Here is a 14,460-nt window from a genome sequence, read left to right as displayed (position 1 = left end):
ACCGCCCGGGACGTTCAGGGGGCGGTGACGCCCAGGACCAGCTTGCCCGAGGTACGGCCCGCCGCCAGCCGTTCGTGGGCCTCGGCCGCCCGGTCGAGAGGGAAGACCTCCTCGACCTCGACGGTGAGAAGGCCCGAGTCGGCCAGCTCGCCGATGCGCGCCAGCGCCGGGCCGTCCGGCTCGACCAGGAACCCCGTCGCACGCACGCCGCGTGCCGCGGCCGACTCGACCAGCTCGGGCGAGACCCCGGAGGGCACCGCGACCAGCAGCCCGCCGGGACGCAGGACGCCGAGGGAACGGGTGCTCGTGGTGTCGTACCCGTCGCCGACCAGGTCCACCACCAGGTCCACGTCGCGCACCACCTCCTCGAACCGGACGGCCGTGTAGTCGACGAGCTCGTCGGCGCCGAGCCCGCTCAGCCAGTCGTGCTTGGCCGTACGGGCCGTGCCGATCACGTACGCCCCCAGGTGCTTGGCGATCTGGACGGCGAAGTGGCCGACCCCGCCCCCCGCGGCGTGCACGAGCACCCGCTGCCTGGGCCGCAGGTCGGCGGTGTCCACCAGGACCTGCCAGGCGGTCAGCGCCGCCAGCGGTACGGCCGCCGCCTCCTCGTGCCCCAGCGAGCGGGGCCTGCGGGCGAACTGCCGCGAGGGGGCCGTGACGTACTCGGCGTAGGCGCCCGCCTGCCGGGGGAACCACGGCATGCCGTACACCTCGTCGCCGACGGCCAGGGTGTGCACGCCGTACCCGACCTCCTCGACGACGCCGCAGACGTCCCAGCCGAGGACGAAGGGCGGGGCGCCGAGGACACCCGCCATGCCACCGCCCGCCCTGGTCTTGGCGTCGACGGGGTTCACCCCGGCGGCGACGACCCGGACCAGCACCTCGGTCGGCAGCGGTCGCGGCCTGTCCAGCAGGACGGGGCGCAGCACCTCGGGTCCGCCGAAGACGTCCTGGCTTACGGCGCGCATGGAAGTCATGTTCTGTCTCCTCCTCGGTCGTGGCCGCTGGGCGGCGCGGCGCGGCAGAGGGTAACCCCGCTCGCCGGGCCCGCGCGGGAGCCTTGTCCTTTCCGGGAAACCTCCGGCGCCTTTCGTTCACGGACTGTTCAGGAGAGCGTTCCCGGGAACCGGGGTAGACCGGATCTTCCGGTTATGGAGGGGTAGTAACTTCGACGCATGCGACTGGGCGTTCTCGACATCGGTTCCAACACGGTTCATCTTCTGGTGATGGACGCGCACCGGGGCGCCCGGCCGCTCCCCGCCTACTCCCACAAGGTGGACCTCCGGCTCGCCGAGTACATGGAGGACGACGAGCGGCTCTCCGAGGAGGGCGCGGCGCTGCTGCGCGGGCACGTCGAGGAGGCGCTGCGCCTGGCCGAGGACAAGGGCGTCGAGGACCTCATGGCGTTCGCCACCTCGGCGGTGAGGGAGGCGGTCAACGGCGAGGAGGTGCTCGCCGACCTCAACGCGCGGGCCGAGGTGAACATCCAGGTCCTCTCCGGTCAGGACGAGGCGCGGCTGACCTTCCTGGCCGTGCGGCGGTGGTTCGGCTGGTCGTCGGGGCGGCTGCTGGTGCTGGACATCGGCGGGGGCTCCCTGGAGATCGCCTCGGGCATCGACGAGCAGCCGGACGTCGCGATCTCGCTGCCGCTCGGGGCGGGCAGGCTCACCCGCGACCGCTTCAGCGCCGACCCGCCCTCCCAGGAGGAGATCAGGGCCCTGCGCAGGCACGTGCGGGCCGAGATCGCCCGCAAGGTCGGCGACGTCGCCAGGTACGGCAGGGCGGACCACGCGGTGGCGACCTCGAAGACCTTCAGGCAGCTGGCGAGGATAACCGGGGCGGCCCCGTCGAGCGAGGGGAACGTCCGCCGGGTGCTCAGGCACACCGAGCTGGTGGAGTGGACCGGCAGGCTGGCCGGGATGGACCCGCGCGCGCGGGCGGGCCTGCCGGGGGTCTCCGAGGGGCGGGCGCCGCAGTTGCCCGCGGGGGCGATCGTCGCCGACGCCGCGATGGACCTGCTGGGGGTCGGGGAGCTCGAGGTGTGCCCCTGGGCGCTGCGGGAGGGCGTCATCCTGCGCAGACTCGACACGATGCCCGAGGTCTGAGGTTTACCGGCTCTTCGTCGGGTAAGAGCGCGCCTTCATGAACAGCGCTCAGGTGCAAGGCGCCGCCCGCAGAGCGGCCGGCAGCCGGACTCTGGAGAGACTGACCCGCCTCGGGCTCGTCTGCCGCGGCGTCCTGTACGGCCTCATCGGCTTCCTGGCCCTGCGGATCGCCTTCGGCGGCGGAAACGGGGGCAAGGAGGCCGACAAGACCGGGGCGGTCGAGACGGTGGCCGAGCAGCCGTTCGGCACCGTGCTGTTGTGGCTGATGGTCCTCGGCTTCGTGGCCCTGACCCTCTGGCAGGTCTCCGAGGCGGTCCTCGACCGGGGCGGGAAGGTCAAGGACCGGGCCGAGGCGGTCGCGCGGGCGTTCACGTACGGGCTGCTGGTGGCGACGCTGCTCGGCCTGCTGCTGAGGGGCGACCCGGGCAGCTCGTCCGACGACAGTTCCAAGGATCTGACCGCCATGGCGATGGACCTGCCCGGCGGGCAGGTCCTGGTCGGCCTGGTGGGACTCGGGGTGGTCGCGCTCGGGGCCCACTGGATCCACAGCGGATGGAAGAAGAGGTTTCTTGAGGACCTGCGCGACGGGGAGGTGCCGCCGGGCGCGCGGCGTCTGGCCGAGCGGCTCGGCACGGCCGGATACCTCGCCCGCGGCGTGATCGCGGTGGCGGCCGGGGTCTTCGTCGTCCAGGCCGCGATCACCTACGATCCGGACAGGGCCAGGGGCGTCGACTCGACGCTGCGCGCGCTGGCGGGCACCCCCGCCGGGCCGTGGCTGCTGGGCGTCGTGGCCTTCGGCCTGCTGCTTTTCGCGGCCTACTGTTTTCTCCAGGCGCGCTGGCACCGGCTGTGACGTACGGCCCCGCGCCCCGGCGCCGCCGTGGCAAGCCCCACCTACCTATCCGGTAAGTCACCCTATTGGCGCTTTTCCATGACATCGCCCTGTCCGGGTCCCGCGTCCTTCCATGGAGGCGGATGGCATCGGGAGGGCCATATGGATTTGTCGGAGCGCGACGGCGGTGAACGGATTCTCCACCTGGAAGGGTCCCCCGACCAGGTGGGGAGGGCCAGAAAACTGATCTCGGCGGCTCTCGGCAGGGACCATCCCCTCCACGACGACTGCGTGCTGCTCACCAGTGAGATAGCCACCAACGCGGTCGTCCACTCCAGGTCGGGGGACGGCGGCATGTTCACCGTCACCGTCACCCACTGGGCGGGCGGCGTGCGGGTCTCCGTCCAGGACGACGGCTCGGCCGAGGTTCCCTGCCTGTGCCACACCCCCGCCGACGCCACCGGGGGGCGAGGCCTGCCGCTGCTCGAGGCGCTGTCCCACAGCTGGGGATTCACCCGGGAGGCGGGGACGAACCTGGTCTGGTTCGAGCTCGTTCTCGAGACCGCCGGGGTGCCGGGGGGCCGGTTGGCCGCCGTGCGGTGAGCCCTCAGGCGCCGGGGGAGGCCAGCAGCCGGTCCAGTACCCGGACGCCGAACTCGAGCCCCTCGACCGGGACGCGCTCGTCCACTCCGTGGAACATGCCGAAGTAGTCAAGGTCGGGGGAGAGCCGCAACGGCGCGAAGCCGTACCCCCTGATGCCGATCCCGGCGAAGGACTTGGCGTCCGTGCCCCCCGACATCACGTACGGCACCGGCCGCGCCTGCCCGTCCTCGGCGAGGATCGCCGCGCGGAGCCGCTCGAAGAAGGGGGCGTTCAGCGACGCGTCCGGCGCCTCCTCCAGGCTGAGGAACTCACGGGTGATCCTCGGCCCGAGCAGCCGGTCGATCGTCTCCAGGAACTCCTCCCGGTATCCGGGCAGGAACCGGCCGTCCACGTGGGCGGTCGCGGTGCCGGGGATCACGTTGACCTTGTAACCCGCCTGGAGCATCGTCGGGTTGGCCGAGTTGCGGATCTGCGCCGCGAACAGCGTGCCCGCCCGGCCCAGCCGCTCGGCCTCCTGTTCGAGCCGGTCGCGGTCGATGCGCTCCCCCAGGATCTCCTCAAGGCTCGTGAGCAGGGCGGCGACGCCGGGCGTCAGCCGTACCGGCCAGCGGTGGGCGGCGAGCCTGGACAGGGCGTGGCACAGCTCGGCGACCGCGTTGTCCGCAGGAGGGCGGGAGCCGTGGCCCGCGACGCCGTCGGCGGTCAGCCTCATCCACGCGGTGCCGCGCTCGCCGACCGCGATCGGGTAGACACGCCGCCCCCGCACCTCGACGCTGTAGCCGCCCGACTCGCCGATCGCCTCGGTGCAGCCGTCGAACAGCTCCCTGCGCCGCCGCACCGCGTACCGTGCGCCGTACTCGCCGGTCGCCTCCTCGTCGGCGAGGAAGGCCAGCACCATGTCCCTGGCCGGCCGCACGCCGCGCCTTGCCCAGTCGCGGACCAGGGCGAGCGTCATGGACAGCGTGCCCTTCATGTCGACCGCGCCCCTGCCCCAGACGCAGCCGCCGGTGATCTCCCCGGAGAACGGGTGGATCCGCCAGTCGGCGGGTTCGGCGGGCACCACGTCCAGGTGGCCGTGGACCAGCAGGGCCTCGGGCGAGTCGCCGGGAATCCTGGCGACCACGCTGGTCCTGCGGCTGGCCGACTCGAAGACCACCGGCTCGATGCCCACCTCGGCCAGCAGCTCCGCGACGTACTCGGCCGCGGGCCGCTCCCCGGAGCCCGGATTGGTGGTGTCGAACCTGATCAGGTTCGAGCAGATCGACGAGACCTCGCCAGCCATGGAACACGCCCCCCGGAAACCGACTGATCATCGGTGCATACCCACGGTGACGTCTTTGCATTTCGTTATCCGTGTGTATAAATTTATCCGTATGGATAATAAAGTGTGGAGCCTGGTCAGGGCGCTCTTCGTCGCCGTGCTCGTCATCTCGGTCGCGGCGCTCGGGGTGGCCGCCGTCGTCGGCGGCAACTGGGTGGTGTGGCTGCGCGGCGCCGCCGTCGCGGTCGCCTCCGCCTGGCTCGTCGTCCTCGCCGGGCAGGCCGCGCACGGCAGGCGGTCGGCCTACGTGCGCATCCGCTTCGTCACCCTCGCCGCGCCCGTCGGAATCGTGCTCATCATCCTCGCGCCGGACAGTGGCTACCCCGGCTGGATGAAGGTGGAGCAGGGCGTGATCGGCGTCCTGGTCGCCGTCGCCGCGCTCACGGTCAACCGCCGCGCCGTGCGTGAGGCGTTTCCGAAGCGTGGCAAGCTGGGGTGATATGGAGATCGCCAGGACCCGCCGGACGGCGGCCACCGAGGCACGCAGGGCTCAGATCGCCTCCGCCACCATCGCGGTGCTCGCCGAGCGCGGCTACGCGGAGACCACCTTCGAGGCCATCTGTGAGCACGCCGGGCTGAGCAGCAAGAGACTGATCTCCTACCACTTCTCCACCAAGGAACAGCTCTTCGAGGCCGTCGTCCGCCAGGTCACCGCCGACGCCGCCGCCTTCATGCGCCCGCGACTCGACGCCGCCACCGGGGCCCGCGCGCAGCTTGAGGCCTACATCAGGGCGAACGTCGCCTTCGTCGCCGCGCACCCCGGGCACGTGCGCGCGATACAGCAGATCGTGTACAACCACGTGCCCGTCGGCGGGCAGGAGCACGACGCCGCGATCGGCAGACTGGTCGCGCTGTTCGAGGACGGGCGGCGCGCGGGAACGTTCAGGACGTTCGACGGCGAGCTGATGGGCGCGGCGCTGCGGTCGGCCATCGACGCGACGGCCGACCGAGTCGTCAACGGCCACGACGCGGACCACTGCGCGGACGAACTCGTCGAGATCTTCGACAGGGCGACACGGGCCGAACCCTCGTGAACCCCTGTTCCCGAGCGGCCGCCCGGGACCTCGGCCGCGCGAAGCCGGTGCGCGCCGCCGCGACGCCATCCGTTCAGGTGCGGCCTCCCGTGACGCGAAGAAGGTCGAGCTTCCCCGCATCGGTGCTTCCGGCCGCCGCCGTGTAGGTGACCACGCGCAGGTCGGCGCCGGGAACGACGAGGACGTCGCAGTCGAGCAGGATGTCGCCGACCTGGGGGTGCCGGATCGTCTTCGCGTCGGTCGTGTGCGGGGCGGCGGCCGTCCGCGTGGCCCAGTGATGAGCGAAGGCGCCGGACGTTTCGCGTAGTTCTCGCACGAGACGGCCGAGCCGGGCGTCGGCGGGATAGCGGGAGACGGCGTCTCCGAGGTCGGCGACGATCGACGCGGCGAAGGCGTCCGGTCCACGTTCTGACCGGACGGGGAGCATCTGGGCGCTCGCGGCGCCGTCGCCGAAGAGCGCACGGGCGAGATTGCGTTCGGCGGCGGGAAGGGCGGCGGGGTCGCCGTGCAGCGCGCTCCACATGGTGTTCCACCACACCAGGGTCCAGTCCGCGGCGAACACGCCGATCGGAACGTCACCGAGACGCGAGACGAGCCGTTGGACGCCCGGGGGCACGTGGGTGTCGACCGTCCCGTCCCGCGGTGGCAGGAGCCCGGCGCTCCGGTACAGCCGGTCGCGCTCGGCGCGGGTGAGCTGAAGGGCCCGGGCGAGCGCGCCGACGACCTGGGCCGAGGGGTTCCTGGCCCGTGCCTGCTCCAGGCGCAGAACGTAGTCGACGGACAGTCCCGCCAGCTGGGCCAGCTCCTCGCGGCGCAGTCCCGGGGCGCGACGGCCGCCTGTCGCCGTGAAGCCGGCGTCGTCCGGGGAGAGGCGGTCACGCCAGGCGCGCAGGAGCGCGGCGAAGTCGGAGCGGGAGGCGGTCATGGACCCATTCTCGCCACGCGGCGGGAGACGAGCCTGGGTACCGCCGGTCCCAGGGACGGGCGGTGCGCTGGCCGGCGGCGGCCCTTGAGGCGAACGTGGACACGCGTCCGAGGCGGGCGCCGCAGGCCGGACATCCAGGGAGTCCCTGATGAAGCACACCATCGTGATGACGGGCGCGAGCCGCGGAATCGGCCGCGTCGCCGCACGGCGCATCCTGCGCCGGTCACCGGACGCGCACCTCCTCGTCGTCGCCCGCGCGTCCCGCGGCGCACGGCTCGCCGCGGAACTCGCCTCGGGCGGGTACACGGTCTCGCACGTCCCGGCGGACCTCCGCTCGCTGGACAGCGTCCGCGCGGCCGCCGTCGGGATCCGCGACCGGCTCGACCGCGGCGCCCTGCCGCCGCTGCGCGGCTTCGTGGGCAACGCCGGTGTTCAGTACACCAACGCGCTCACCGAGGGGCCCGAGGGGCTGGAGGCCACCTTCACGGTCAACGTGCTCGCCAACCACCTGTTCGTGCGCCTGCTCCAGGACCGCTTCGCCGTCCCCGCCCGGATCGTGATCACCGTCAGCGACACGCACTTCGGCGACCTCAGGCACAACCTGGGCATGGTGCCGGGCCCGGTCTGGAGGTCCCCGGACACCCTGGCCCGCACGGGTGCCTTCGCCAGGCCGGACACCGCGGCCGGCGGGCGCACCGCGTACTCGACGAGCAAGCTGGCCGCGATCCACCTGGTTCACGAGTACGCGCGCCGCCTGCCGTCCGGGATCGACGCCGTCGCCTACAACCCGGGTTTCGTCCCCGGCACCGGTCTGGCCCGCGACGCCGGCCCCGTCTCCCGGTTCGCGATGCGGCGCGTCATGCCGGTGATGACCCTCACCCCCTTCGCCACGAGCCCCGACACCGCGGGCCGCCGCCTCGCCGACGTCGTCCTCGGCGCGATCCGGGCGCCGACCGGTTCCTACGTCGACCGCGACCGTGTGGGCCGCTCGTCGGAGGAGTCCTACGACCCGCGGCGAGAGGGAGACCTCTGGGAGGCCGCCGAACGGTTCCTGTAGCCTCACCGTGCTCGCGGCCAGACCCGCGCCCGGGTGTCACGCCGGGCCGCGCGGGCTCAGGCGTGAGGGCCGGAGTACTCCAGCGGCGGCGCGATCGCCTGGGCGTCCACCCCCTCGCCGACCCAGAGCCCGATCAGGAAGGCCGCGGTCGCCTCAAGCAGGCCCGCACGTTCCAGCCCCCCGCCGTCGAACGGCTCGCAGCCCAGGTCGCGCACCAGGCCCCGTACGGTCTCCAGCGCCTCCGCGTCGTCACCGCAGAGCGGGACCGCCAGCGGACGGCCGCCGAAGACCGGCGGGTCCAGGTGCCACACGCTCCGATGGCAGAGGTTGAACGCCTTGACGACGCGCGCGCCGGGCGCCGCGGCGGCCACACGCTCGGCGGCGGAGGGTCCGCCCGCGGTCTCCAGCAGGAAGCCGGGGGCGACCGGGTTGGTGCAGTCGATCAGCGTGCGGCCGTCCAGGACGTCGGCCAGGGCGGAGACCACCCCGGTGGCCATGCCGTACGGCACCGCCAGCAGCACCGCATCCACACCGTGCCCGGCCGCCCGCCGGGGGTCTCCCGCGCGTGCGCCGATCCTGCCCGCGAGGGCCGCCGCCCGGCCCGCGTCCCGCCCGCCGACCAGTACGTCGTGTCCGGCGCGCGCCCACCCTCCGCCCAGGGCCTCCGCCATGCCGCCGGTGCCCACGATTCCGATCCTCATCATGTTCGTCCCTTCCTGTGGTCGGACCCGGGTACGACGCTAGGCAGCCGATCGGGCACCATTTGGTGTGTGTCCGCCGACCAGGGGTTCCTCGCCGACTGCCGGGCCAGGCTCGCCTTCGACCTGCTGGCCAACACCTGGAACGCCGTGGTCGTCTGGGCGCTGCGCGAGGGCCCGGTACGGCCGGGCAGGCTGCGCGAGCGGATCGGCGGGATCAGCCCCAAGGTGCTCACCGAGACCCTGCGCAGGCTGGAGTTCAACGGCCTGGTCGAACGCCGGGTCCATCCCGGCGCGCCGCCCCACGTCGACTACGGCCTCACCGATCTCGGCCGGAGCCTGCTGCCGCCGATAGAGGCGTTCGGCCTGTGGGCCGCCGAACACGGCGACGAGGTCATGCGCGCCCAGGAGCTCATGGAGACCAGGAACGGGACCTGAGGAGGAACGCGCAGGGCGGCCCCCGGACTTGATCGCGGCCGTGCTCAGGGCATTCGAAAACCCGGCGCGCGTCATTTTCGGGTCGATCGCGCTCCTGGCCGGCCCGGTGTGTCCGGTGAATGAACAAAGAACAGACGGAAGTGAAAAACAGAGTGTGCAGGAAATGCTCGGGCAGGTGTTCCCCGCCGATCGGTGAGAAAACGTGAGACATCCGTCGGGGGAAGATATTCTGGACGCGTCTCAGGCCTGAACGTGCCATTGCCGGCGTTCTAAGCGCGGCTTTCTCCATGTCACGCTCAAGACAAAATCGCCGAGAAGGGCTCAGCCGATGACAGTGACCGTCGGTGATCGGGATCCCGTCCTCACCATCGAGGCGAAACCGCCCCGCCCCTGGCTCGGAGGCGCCGTCACGGTGTCCGTATTCTTTTCCTGCCTGATCGCGCTGATCGTGTCGGGAAACATCCTCCTGCCGTTCCGGCCGTCCGTGGTCCTGGAGGGGAAAACGGCCTCCGCCGGGGCACTCCTCACGGACGCGAAGGTGCAGAGAATACTTCTGTCCCACGGCATTCAGACGCATGTCACCGATTCCGGGTCCCGGGAGATACTGACCGGAGGTCTCGCGACCTATGACTTCGTCTTCCTCTCCGGCGCGCCCGCGGCGCAACTACTGGCCCGGAGACTCGAAGCGTCCCAGGGCCACAACCCCGTTTCCTGGCCGTTCGACAGCCCTCTCGTGCTCGTCTCGCACCGTCCTTACGTCGAGACGCTGGTGGCCAACGGAGTGGCCCGCCCCCGGCCCGGCCAGGGGAGCGAGCCCCTCTACTACGACATCGACATGCTCAGGTTCCTGACGCTGACCAGGGACAGGAAGAGCTGGAAGGACATCGGCATCGGAGCGCACGGGTTCGAGACCGTCAACAGGGTGCTGGCCAACACCTCCGACGTCTGCATGTCCAACTCCGCCGGAACGTACCTGGCGCTTGCCGCCTTCGTGCTGAACGACAACGGTTCGCCCGCCGAGCCCGCTGAGGCCAGGAGGGTCGCCGAGAAGGTCAGGCCGATCCTCACCGCCCAGGGCATGCCCCAATGGGACATCATGTCGAAGTACCTCAGTAAGGCGGGGCCACGAGAGATCCCCGTCGGCGTGGTCTACGAACACGAGTACCTCGCCTACCAGATGAGACGACAGGCCGGGTACGGACGGCCTGACAGGAGCCGGGTGCTTCTCTACCCGAGCCCCTCGGCCCTCAGCTGGTCCGCGTTCATCCCCTTGGATCGCAGCGACGATCTCAGGTCGTCCGCCGGCCTGCTCGGCGACCTCTTGAAGAACGACCGTGAGCTGCGGCGGCGCGCCGCGGAGCTGGGATACCGGTCGGACTCGGCCGAAGGGGGGCCGGACGAGACGTTGTCGTCCGTTCTCAAAGGCGCCCACATCCCCGATCCCGGAGAGTCGGCCGACTATTCGAAGGTGGAACTGCCGCCCGCGGAAATCCTGGAGCAGATGATAGTCGCGGTGGGCGGGTGCAGCCCCGTTGACATCACCCGATGATCCCCTCCCGCGCGACTCCGGCGGCCGTCGGAACAGACGTCTAAATCGAACCCCTCCGCAGAGAGGCCCACGGCTGTGTACAGCGTGACATGGTGGAGCCTGAACTGGCCCTGGATGCTCGTGTGGCTTGTCATGATCATCAGTTTCCTCGTCCTGGGCACGACGGTGATAAAGGAGGAACGCGCGCGAAGAGAGCGCTTCGTGGCCCGGCGGCCGTATTACAACTACTGCTGTTATCTGGACTCCGAGGCCATAATGAACCTGTTCGTCATCGGGCGGTACAGCGAGTCCCTTGAGCAGGAGATACAGAAGACAATGACCCGTGAGTTCCAAAGCGGTCTCCGGGCGGGTGTCGGCCAGGTCGAGGCGAACGTCGGAAAGAAGGTCACCGAGGAGGAGGTGTCTTCCTTTGTTTCCAGGAGTGAGCCTCCAACGGTCATTCGCTTGATCATCGACACCCTTGAGAGGGCTGACCCGGTCGTCGTGGTCGACCTTGAGAAACTGCGGATCGCCCTACCCGCCGGGCGGCTGCCGAGCGTTCTCAGAAGCCGGAGGGACTCCCTGGGTTCGCTTCGTCTCAGCGAGCTCAGCGGCTATGTCTGGCTCACCGGGTGGCTCAGGCCGGGCCCCGGGAGGTCGACGTCCGACGGCGAAGAGCCGGCGCCTGCCGAGGAACCGACGGCTGACGACAGGAAGTCGCCGCCTTCTTTGTTCCTGTTGTGCGGAGACGAGGCCGAGTCGGACCGCGGACCGCTCGTGCCCCTGACATGCGCCTCCGAATGGCTTGACGGAGACGCGCCGAAGGAGCCCTTCCGCGCGCAGTGCTTCGGCAAGATCGAGGCGAGGCCAGGAACCAGAGAGCCCGTGATGCGGCCACTCGCGATATTTCGCTGACGGACCCTTCGCGGTCGGGCGTCGCGGAGAGCGCGGCGACCTCGGACCGGTCGTGCCGGAGGCGTGAGGCGCCGTAAAGGGCAGACCTTCGTGTCCGCCGGGGTCGCGGCGCAATCCCCTTGAGTTTGGATCGCAATCTGGTTTACAGTTCAAACCACAGGTTTGCGATTCAAACTAGTTTGAGGGGCAGGGGGATGGATCGGCTCGACGACGACGACCGGCCACTGAGTCCGGGGGAGATGCTCCGCCTGATCGAGGAGCAGCAGGCCACGACGGCCAGACGGCTCGGCGGTGACCCGCTGCTGACCCACACACCATGGGGGATCACCTGGTTCGCCGGGTTCGGCGCCCTGTTCCTGAACTACGCCTACGGCATGCTCTCCCGGAGCACGGCGCTGGCGGTGCTGTTCGCGCTGATGGTCCTCTCCATGGCGACCACCCTTTTCGCGCAGCGGACGGTCAGCGGCCAGGTGCGGGGGGAGGCGGCCGACCGGGGCATGATGTACGGCCTCGCCTGGGCGTTCGGCTTCGCCTGCGTGGTCGCGATCGGCGTCAGGCTCTCGCCCCTGCTGCCCTCCGAGGAGTCCGGCCTGCTGTGGGCGGTGACGTCCATGACGGTCGTCGCCGTCCTCTACGCCGTGGGGGGCGCGCTGTGGCGGGTGCGGACGATGTTCTTCCTCGGTGCCTGGCTCGCGGCGCTCAACGTGGCGGGCGCCATCGCGGGACCGACCGTCCACGCCCTGCTCATGTCCGTCGGAGCCGGTGGAGTGTTCACCGCCGTCGGAGTGGTGCAGTGGGTGCGGCAGCGGGGCGGGGCATGACGGGACCGCGCGAGCTCGACCCGGTCATCCACGCCCAGGCCAGGCTCCGGGTGGTCGCCACGCTCAACACGCTGGGCGAGGCCAACCAGATCACCTTCCCGGGGCTGCGGGAGCTGCTCGGGATGACCGCGGGAAATCTGTCCGTACACCTGGGGAAGCTGGAGGAAGCCGGTTACGTGGAGATCGTCAAGACCCACCGGGGGCGCACCCCGACGACCTACGTCGCTCTGACCCGGCAGGGGCGCCGCGCCTTCGAGGACTACACCGCCGCCATCCGTGAACTTCTCGACCTGTCCTAGGAGGGGACCCCAATGACAGAGATCCTGGCCCGCGCCGTCGAGGTCACCCGTGCCTACGGAGCCGTCACGGCGCTCGACCGCGTCAGCCTGGACATCCGGGCCGGTGAACTGGTCGGGCTGCTCGGCCCGAACGGCGCGGGCAAGTCCACGCTGGTCAACCTGTTCGCCGGGCTCAGAAGGCCCACCTCGGGAACCGTCGAGCTGCTCGGCGGCTCACCGCTCGACCCGGCCAGGCGCCGCGGCATCGGCGTCACCCCGCAGGAGACCGGCCTGCCGCCCGCGCTGCGGGTCGGCGAGTGCGTCGACTTCGTGGCCGCCCACTTCCCGGGCGCGGTGAGCAGAGGGGAACTGCTCGAACGCTTCGGCCTCGTCGACCTGGCCAGGCGCCAGATCGGCGGCCTGTCCGGCGGGCAGAAGCGCCGTCTGGCGGTCGCGCTCGCCTTCACCGGAAACCCCCGCCTGGTCTTCCTCGACGAGCCGACCACCGGTCTCGACGTCGAGGCCCGCCACGCGCTCTGGGGCGCGGTCAGGGACTTCCACGCCGGAGGCGGGACCGTGGTCCTGACCAGCCACTACCTGGAGGAGATCGAGGCTCTGGCCCAGCGGGTCGTCGTGATCGGCGAGGGCCGGGTGCTCACCGACGACACCGTTGAGGCGGTGCGCGGCCTGGTGGGCGTCCACCGTGTCACGCTGACCGTCTCCGAACCGCCCGCCCTCGCCGGAGTCATCGGTGTCGAGCGAGAGGGCGACCGTACGCACCTGCTCACCGCCGACGCCGACGCCCTGGTCCGCGAGCTGGTGCTGAGCGGCGTCCCCTTCTCCGGCCTCGAGGTCAGGCCGACCTCCCTTGAGGAGGCCTTCCTCGCCATCACCGGCCGTGAGCCCCAGCCGGCCTGAGGCCGTCCTCCCTCGCGGCCCGATCCCTCCAACGGACCCCTCCAACCGGACCCCGACAGGAGCCCGTGATGTCCCTCGTCCTCACCCACACCCGCTACCAGTTCCTCGAAACCGTCCGTGTGCCCATGACGGTGATCGGGAGCTCCGTCTTCCCCGCGCTGTCGATGCTGTTCTTCGTGGTGCCCTTCGCCGGGGACGACCCGGTCGCGGCGACCTACGCGACCGGCGCGATGCTGGTCTTCGCGGTCATGTCCTCCTGCCTGTTCACCTACGGCATCGGTGTCGCCGAGGACCGGGCCCAGCCGTGGGACCCCTACCTGCGCACCCTGCCCGCAGGGCCGCTGCCCCGCTTCACCGGGCGCATCCTCACCGTGATGGGCATCATGACGATCGCGGTCATCCCCGTCCTGCTCATCGCGGCCTTCCTCACGGAGGCGACGGTGACCCTCGGGCAGCTGCTGCTCGGCCTGGCCGCGCTGCTCCTGGGGTCGCTTCCCTTCACCCTGATGGGCCTGTTCATCGGCTACGCGCTGCCGTCGAAGGCCGCCATCGTCGTGGCCCAGGTGGTGTTCTTCCCGATGGCCGTCGGTGGCGGCCTGCTCACCGGTCCTCCCAGCACCGCCCCGGCGTTCATCCAGACCATCGCCCCCTACCTGCCGACCAGGGGCGCGGTCGAGCTGGTCTGGGCGGCCAGCACGGGCTTCTCGCCCGCCCCGCTCTCCCTGGCGATGCTGGCGCTGTGGGTCGCGGTCTTCGGTGGCCTGGCCGTGTGGGCCTACCGCCGGGACGAGGGGCGCCGCTTCTCCTGAGGTCACCCGAGAGACCTTGGAAGGAGCCCTCACCCGCCTCACAGGGGCAGGCGGGGACGGCAGGGCGTCGCGGCACCGGAGAAAGGTCCCCGGTCTCGCGTAACACCATGTCAGTGAGGGCGGGAACGGCCCGGGCCAGGTGGCCCGGGCCGTTCCCGTGTCCGGGAAGAGGAGC

17 protein-coding genes are annotated in these 14,460 nt (G+C 71.0%); 13 read left to right on the top strand and 4 right to left on the bottom strand.

Features of this window, described 5'->3' with window-relative positions:
• Nucleotides 1-14: 14 nt before the first annotated feature.
• Entirely contained in the window at nucleotides 15-980 is a 966-nt protein-coding gene (locus ACFYY8_RS22650) for an NADP-dependent oxidoreductase (protein WP_390043891.1), read from the bottom strand.
• A 198-nt stretch (nucleotides 981-1,178) separates the two neighbouring features.
• On the opposite strand from ACFYY8_RS22650, the gene ACFYY8_RS22645 reads away from it, so the two are divergent.
• The 3 genes from ACFYY8_RS22645 to ACFYY8_RS22635 all read left to right on the top strand — a co-directional run bounded on the left by ACFYY8_RS22645 (nucleotide 1,179) and on the right by ACFYY8_RS22635 (nucleotide 3,543).
• Nucleotides 1,179-2,108: a Ppx/GppA family phosphatase gene (locus ACFYY8_RS22645; RefSeq protein WP_390043889.1), complete on the top strand. Its 930-nt coding sequence runs from the start codon at nucleotides 1,179-1,181 to the stop codon at nucleotides 2,106-2,108.
• A gap of 37 nt (nucleotides 2,109-2,145) precedes the next feature.
• Nucleotides 2,146-2,961 (top strand): DUF1206 domain-containing protein, encoded by an 816-nt coding sequence (locus ACFYY8_RS22640; RefSeq protein ID WP_390043886.1) that lies wholly within the window; start codon nucleotides 2,146-2,148, stop codon nucleotides 2,959-2,961.
• A 141-nt stretch (nucleotides 2,962-3,102) separates the two neighbouring features.
• A complete protein-coding gene (locus ACFYY8_RS22635; protein WP_390043884.1) occupies nucleotides 3,103-3,543 on the top strand; it encodes an ATP-binding protein in 441 nt (146 codons plus the stop codon).
• Between the two features lie 4 nt (nucleotides 3,544-3,547).
• Here the strand turns inward: ACFYY8_RS22635 and ACFYY8_RS22630 are convergent, their stop codons facing one another.
• Complete coding sequence (locus ACFYY8_RS22630; RefSeq protein ID WP_390043882.1) at nucleotides 3,548-4,825, bottom strand: M20/M25/M40 family metallo-hydrolase; 1,278 nt, start codon at nucleotides 4,823-4,825, stop codon at nucleotides 3,548-3,550.
• 91 nt (nucleotides 4,826-4,916) lie between these two features.
• On the opposite strand from ACFYY8_RS22630, the gene ACFYY8_RS22625 reads away from it, so the two are divergent.
• Nucleotides 4,917-5,303: a hypothetical protein gene (locus tag ACFYY8_RS22625; RefSeq protein WP_390043881.1), complete on the top strand. Its 387-nt coding sequence runs from the start codon at nucleotides 4,917-4,919 to the stop codon at nucleotides 5,301-5,303.
• 1 nt (nucleotide 5,304) lies between these two features.
• Nucleotides 5,305-5,898, top strand: a complete 594-nt coding sequence (locus tag ACFYY8_RS22620; protein WP_390043879.1) for a TetR/AcrR family transcriptional regulator — start codon at nucleotides 5,305-5,307, stop codon at nucleotides 5,896-5,898.
• 73 nt (nucleotides 5,899-5,971) lie between these two features.
• Here ACFYY8_RS22620 and ACFYY8_RS22615 read toward each other — a convergent pair whose 3' ends face one another.
• A complete protein-coding gene (locus tag ACFYY8_RS22615; protein ID WP_390043877.1) occupies nucleotides 5,972-6,823 on the bottom strand; it encodes a helix-turn-helix transcriptional regulator in 852 nt (283 codons plus the stop codon).
• A 148-nt stretch (nucleotides 6,824-6,971) separates the two neighbouring features.
• Between ACFYY8_RS22615 and ACFYY8_RS22610 the strand changes: the two genes are divergently transcribed.
• Nucleotides 6,972-7,880, top strand: coding sequence for an SDR family NAD(P)-dependent oxidoreductase (locus ACFYY8_RS22610; protein ID WP_390043875.1), 909 nt, complete (start codon nucleotides 6,972-6,974; stop codon nucleotides 7,878-7,880).
• A 56-nt stretch (nucleotides 7,881-7,936) separates the two neighbouring features.
• Here the strand turns inward: ACFYY8_RS22610 and ACFYY8_RS22605 are convergent, their stop codons facing one another.
• Nucleotides 7,937-8,584, bottom strand: coding sequence for an NADPH-dependent F420 reductase (locus ACFYY8_RS22605; RefSeq protein ID WP_390043873.1), 648 nt, complete (start codon nucleotides 8,582-8,584; stop codon nucleotides 7,937-7,939).
• A 66-nt stretch (nucleotides 8,585-8,650) separates the two neighbouring features.
• On the opposite strand from ACFYY8_RS22605, the gene ACFYY8_RS22600 reads away from it, so the two are divergent.
• The 7 genes from ACFYY8_RS22600 to ACFYY8_RS22570 all read left to right on the top strand — a co-directional run bounded on the left by ACFYY8_RS22600 (nucleotide 8,651) and on the right by ACFYY8_RS22570 (nucleotide 14,285).
• Nucleotides 8,651-9,016, top strand: a complete 366-nt coding sequence (locus ACFYY8_RS22600) for a winged helix-turn-helix transcriptional regulator (protein WP_390043871.1) — start codon at nucleotides 8,651-8,653, stop codon at nucleotides 9,014-9,016.
• Nucleotides 9,017-9,428: 412 nt separating this feature from the next.
• The gene (locus tag ACFYY8_RS22595) at nucleotides 9,429-10,565 is read left to right on the top strand and encodes a hypothetical protein (RefSeq protein ID WP_390043868.1); all 1,137 of its coding nucleotides are present in this window, start codon (nucleotides 9,429-9,431) and stop codon (nucleotides 10,563-10,565) included.
• Nucleotides 10,566-10,697: 132 nt separating this feature from the next.
• Nucleotides 10,698-11,459 (top strand): hypothetical protein, encoded by a 762-nt coding sequence (locus ACFYY8_RS22590; RefSeq protein ID WP_390043866.1) that lies wholly within the window; start codon nucleotides 10,698-10,700, stop codon nucleotides 11,457-11,459.
• 194 nt (nucleotides 11,460-11,653) lie between these two features.
• Nucleotides 11,654-12,280, top strand: a complete 627-nt coding sequence (locus tag ACFYY8_RS22585) for a hypothetical protein (RefSeq protein WP_390043864.1) — start codon at nucleotides 11,654-11,656, stop codon at nucleotides 12,278-12,280.
• On the top strand, nucleotides 12,277-12,579 hold the full coding sequence (locus ACFYY8_RS22580) for a winged helix-turn-helix domain-containing protein (RefSeq protein ID WP_390043863.1): 303 nt from the start codon (nucleotides 12,277-12,279) through the stop codon (nucleotides 12,577-12,579). The genes ACFYY8_RS22585 and ACFYY8_RS22580 overlap by 4 nt, the downstream gene beginning before the upstream one ends.
• A gap of 12 nt (nucleotides 12,580-12,591) precedes the next feature.
• Nucleotides 12,592-13,476, top strand: coding sequence for an ABC transporter ATP-binding protein (locus tag ACFYY8_RS22575; protein ID WP_390043861.1), 885 nt, complete (start codon nucleotides 12,592-12,594; stop codon nucleotides 13,474-13,476).
• 68 nt (nucleotides 13,477-13,544) lie between these two features.
• Nucleotides 13,545-14,285, top strand: coding sequence for an ABC transporter permease (locus tag ACFYY8_RS22570; RefSeq protein WP_390043859.1), 741 nt, complete (start codon nucleotides 13,545-13,547; stop codon nucleotides 14,283-14,285).
• Nucleotides 14,286-14,460: the final 175 nt, after the last annotated feature.

This window comes from Streptosporangium sp. NPDC001559 (genome assembly GCF_042893955.1).
Taxonomy (GTDB): domain Bacteria; phylum Actinomycetota; class Actinomycetes; order Streptosporangiales; family Streptosporangiaceae; genus Streptosporangium.
The sequence above is the reverse complement of the archived record's forward strand: the minus strand, read 5'-3'. Positions and strand labels throughout refer to the sequence as shown.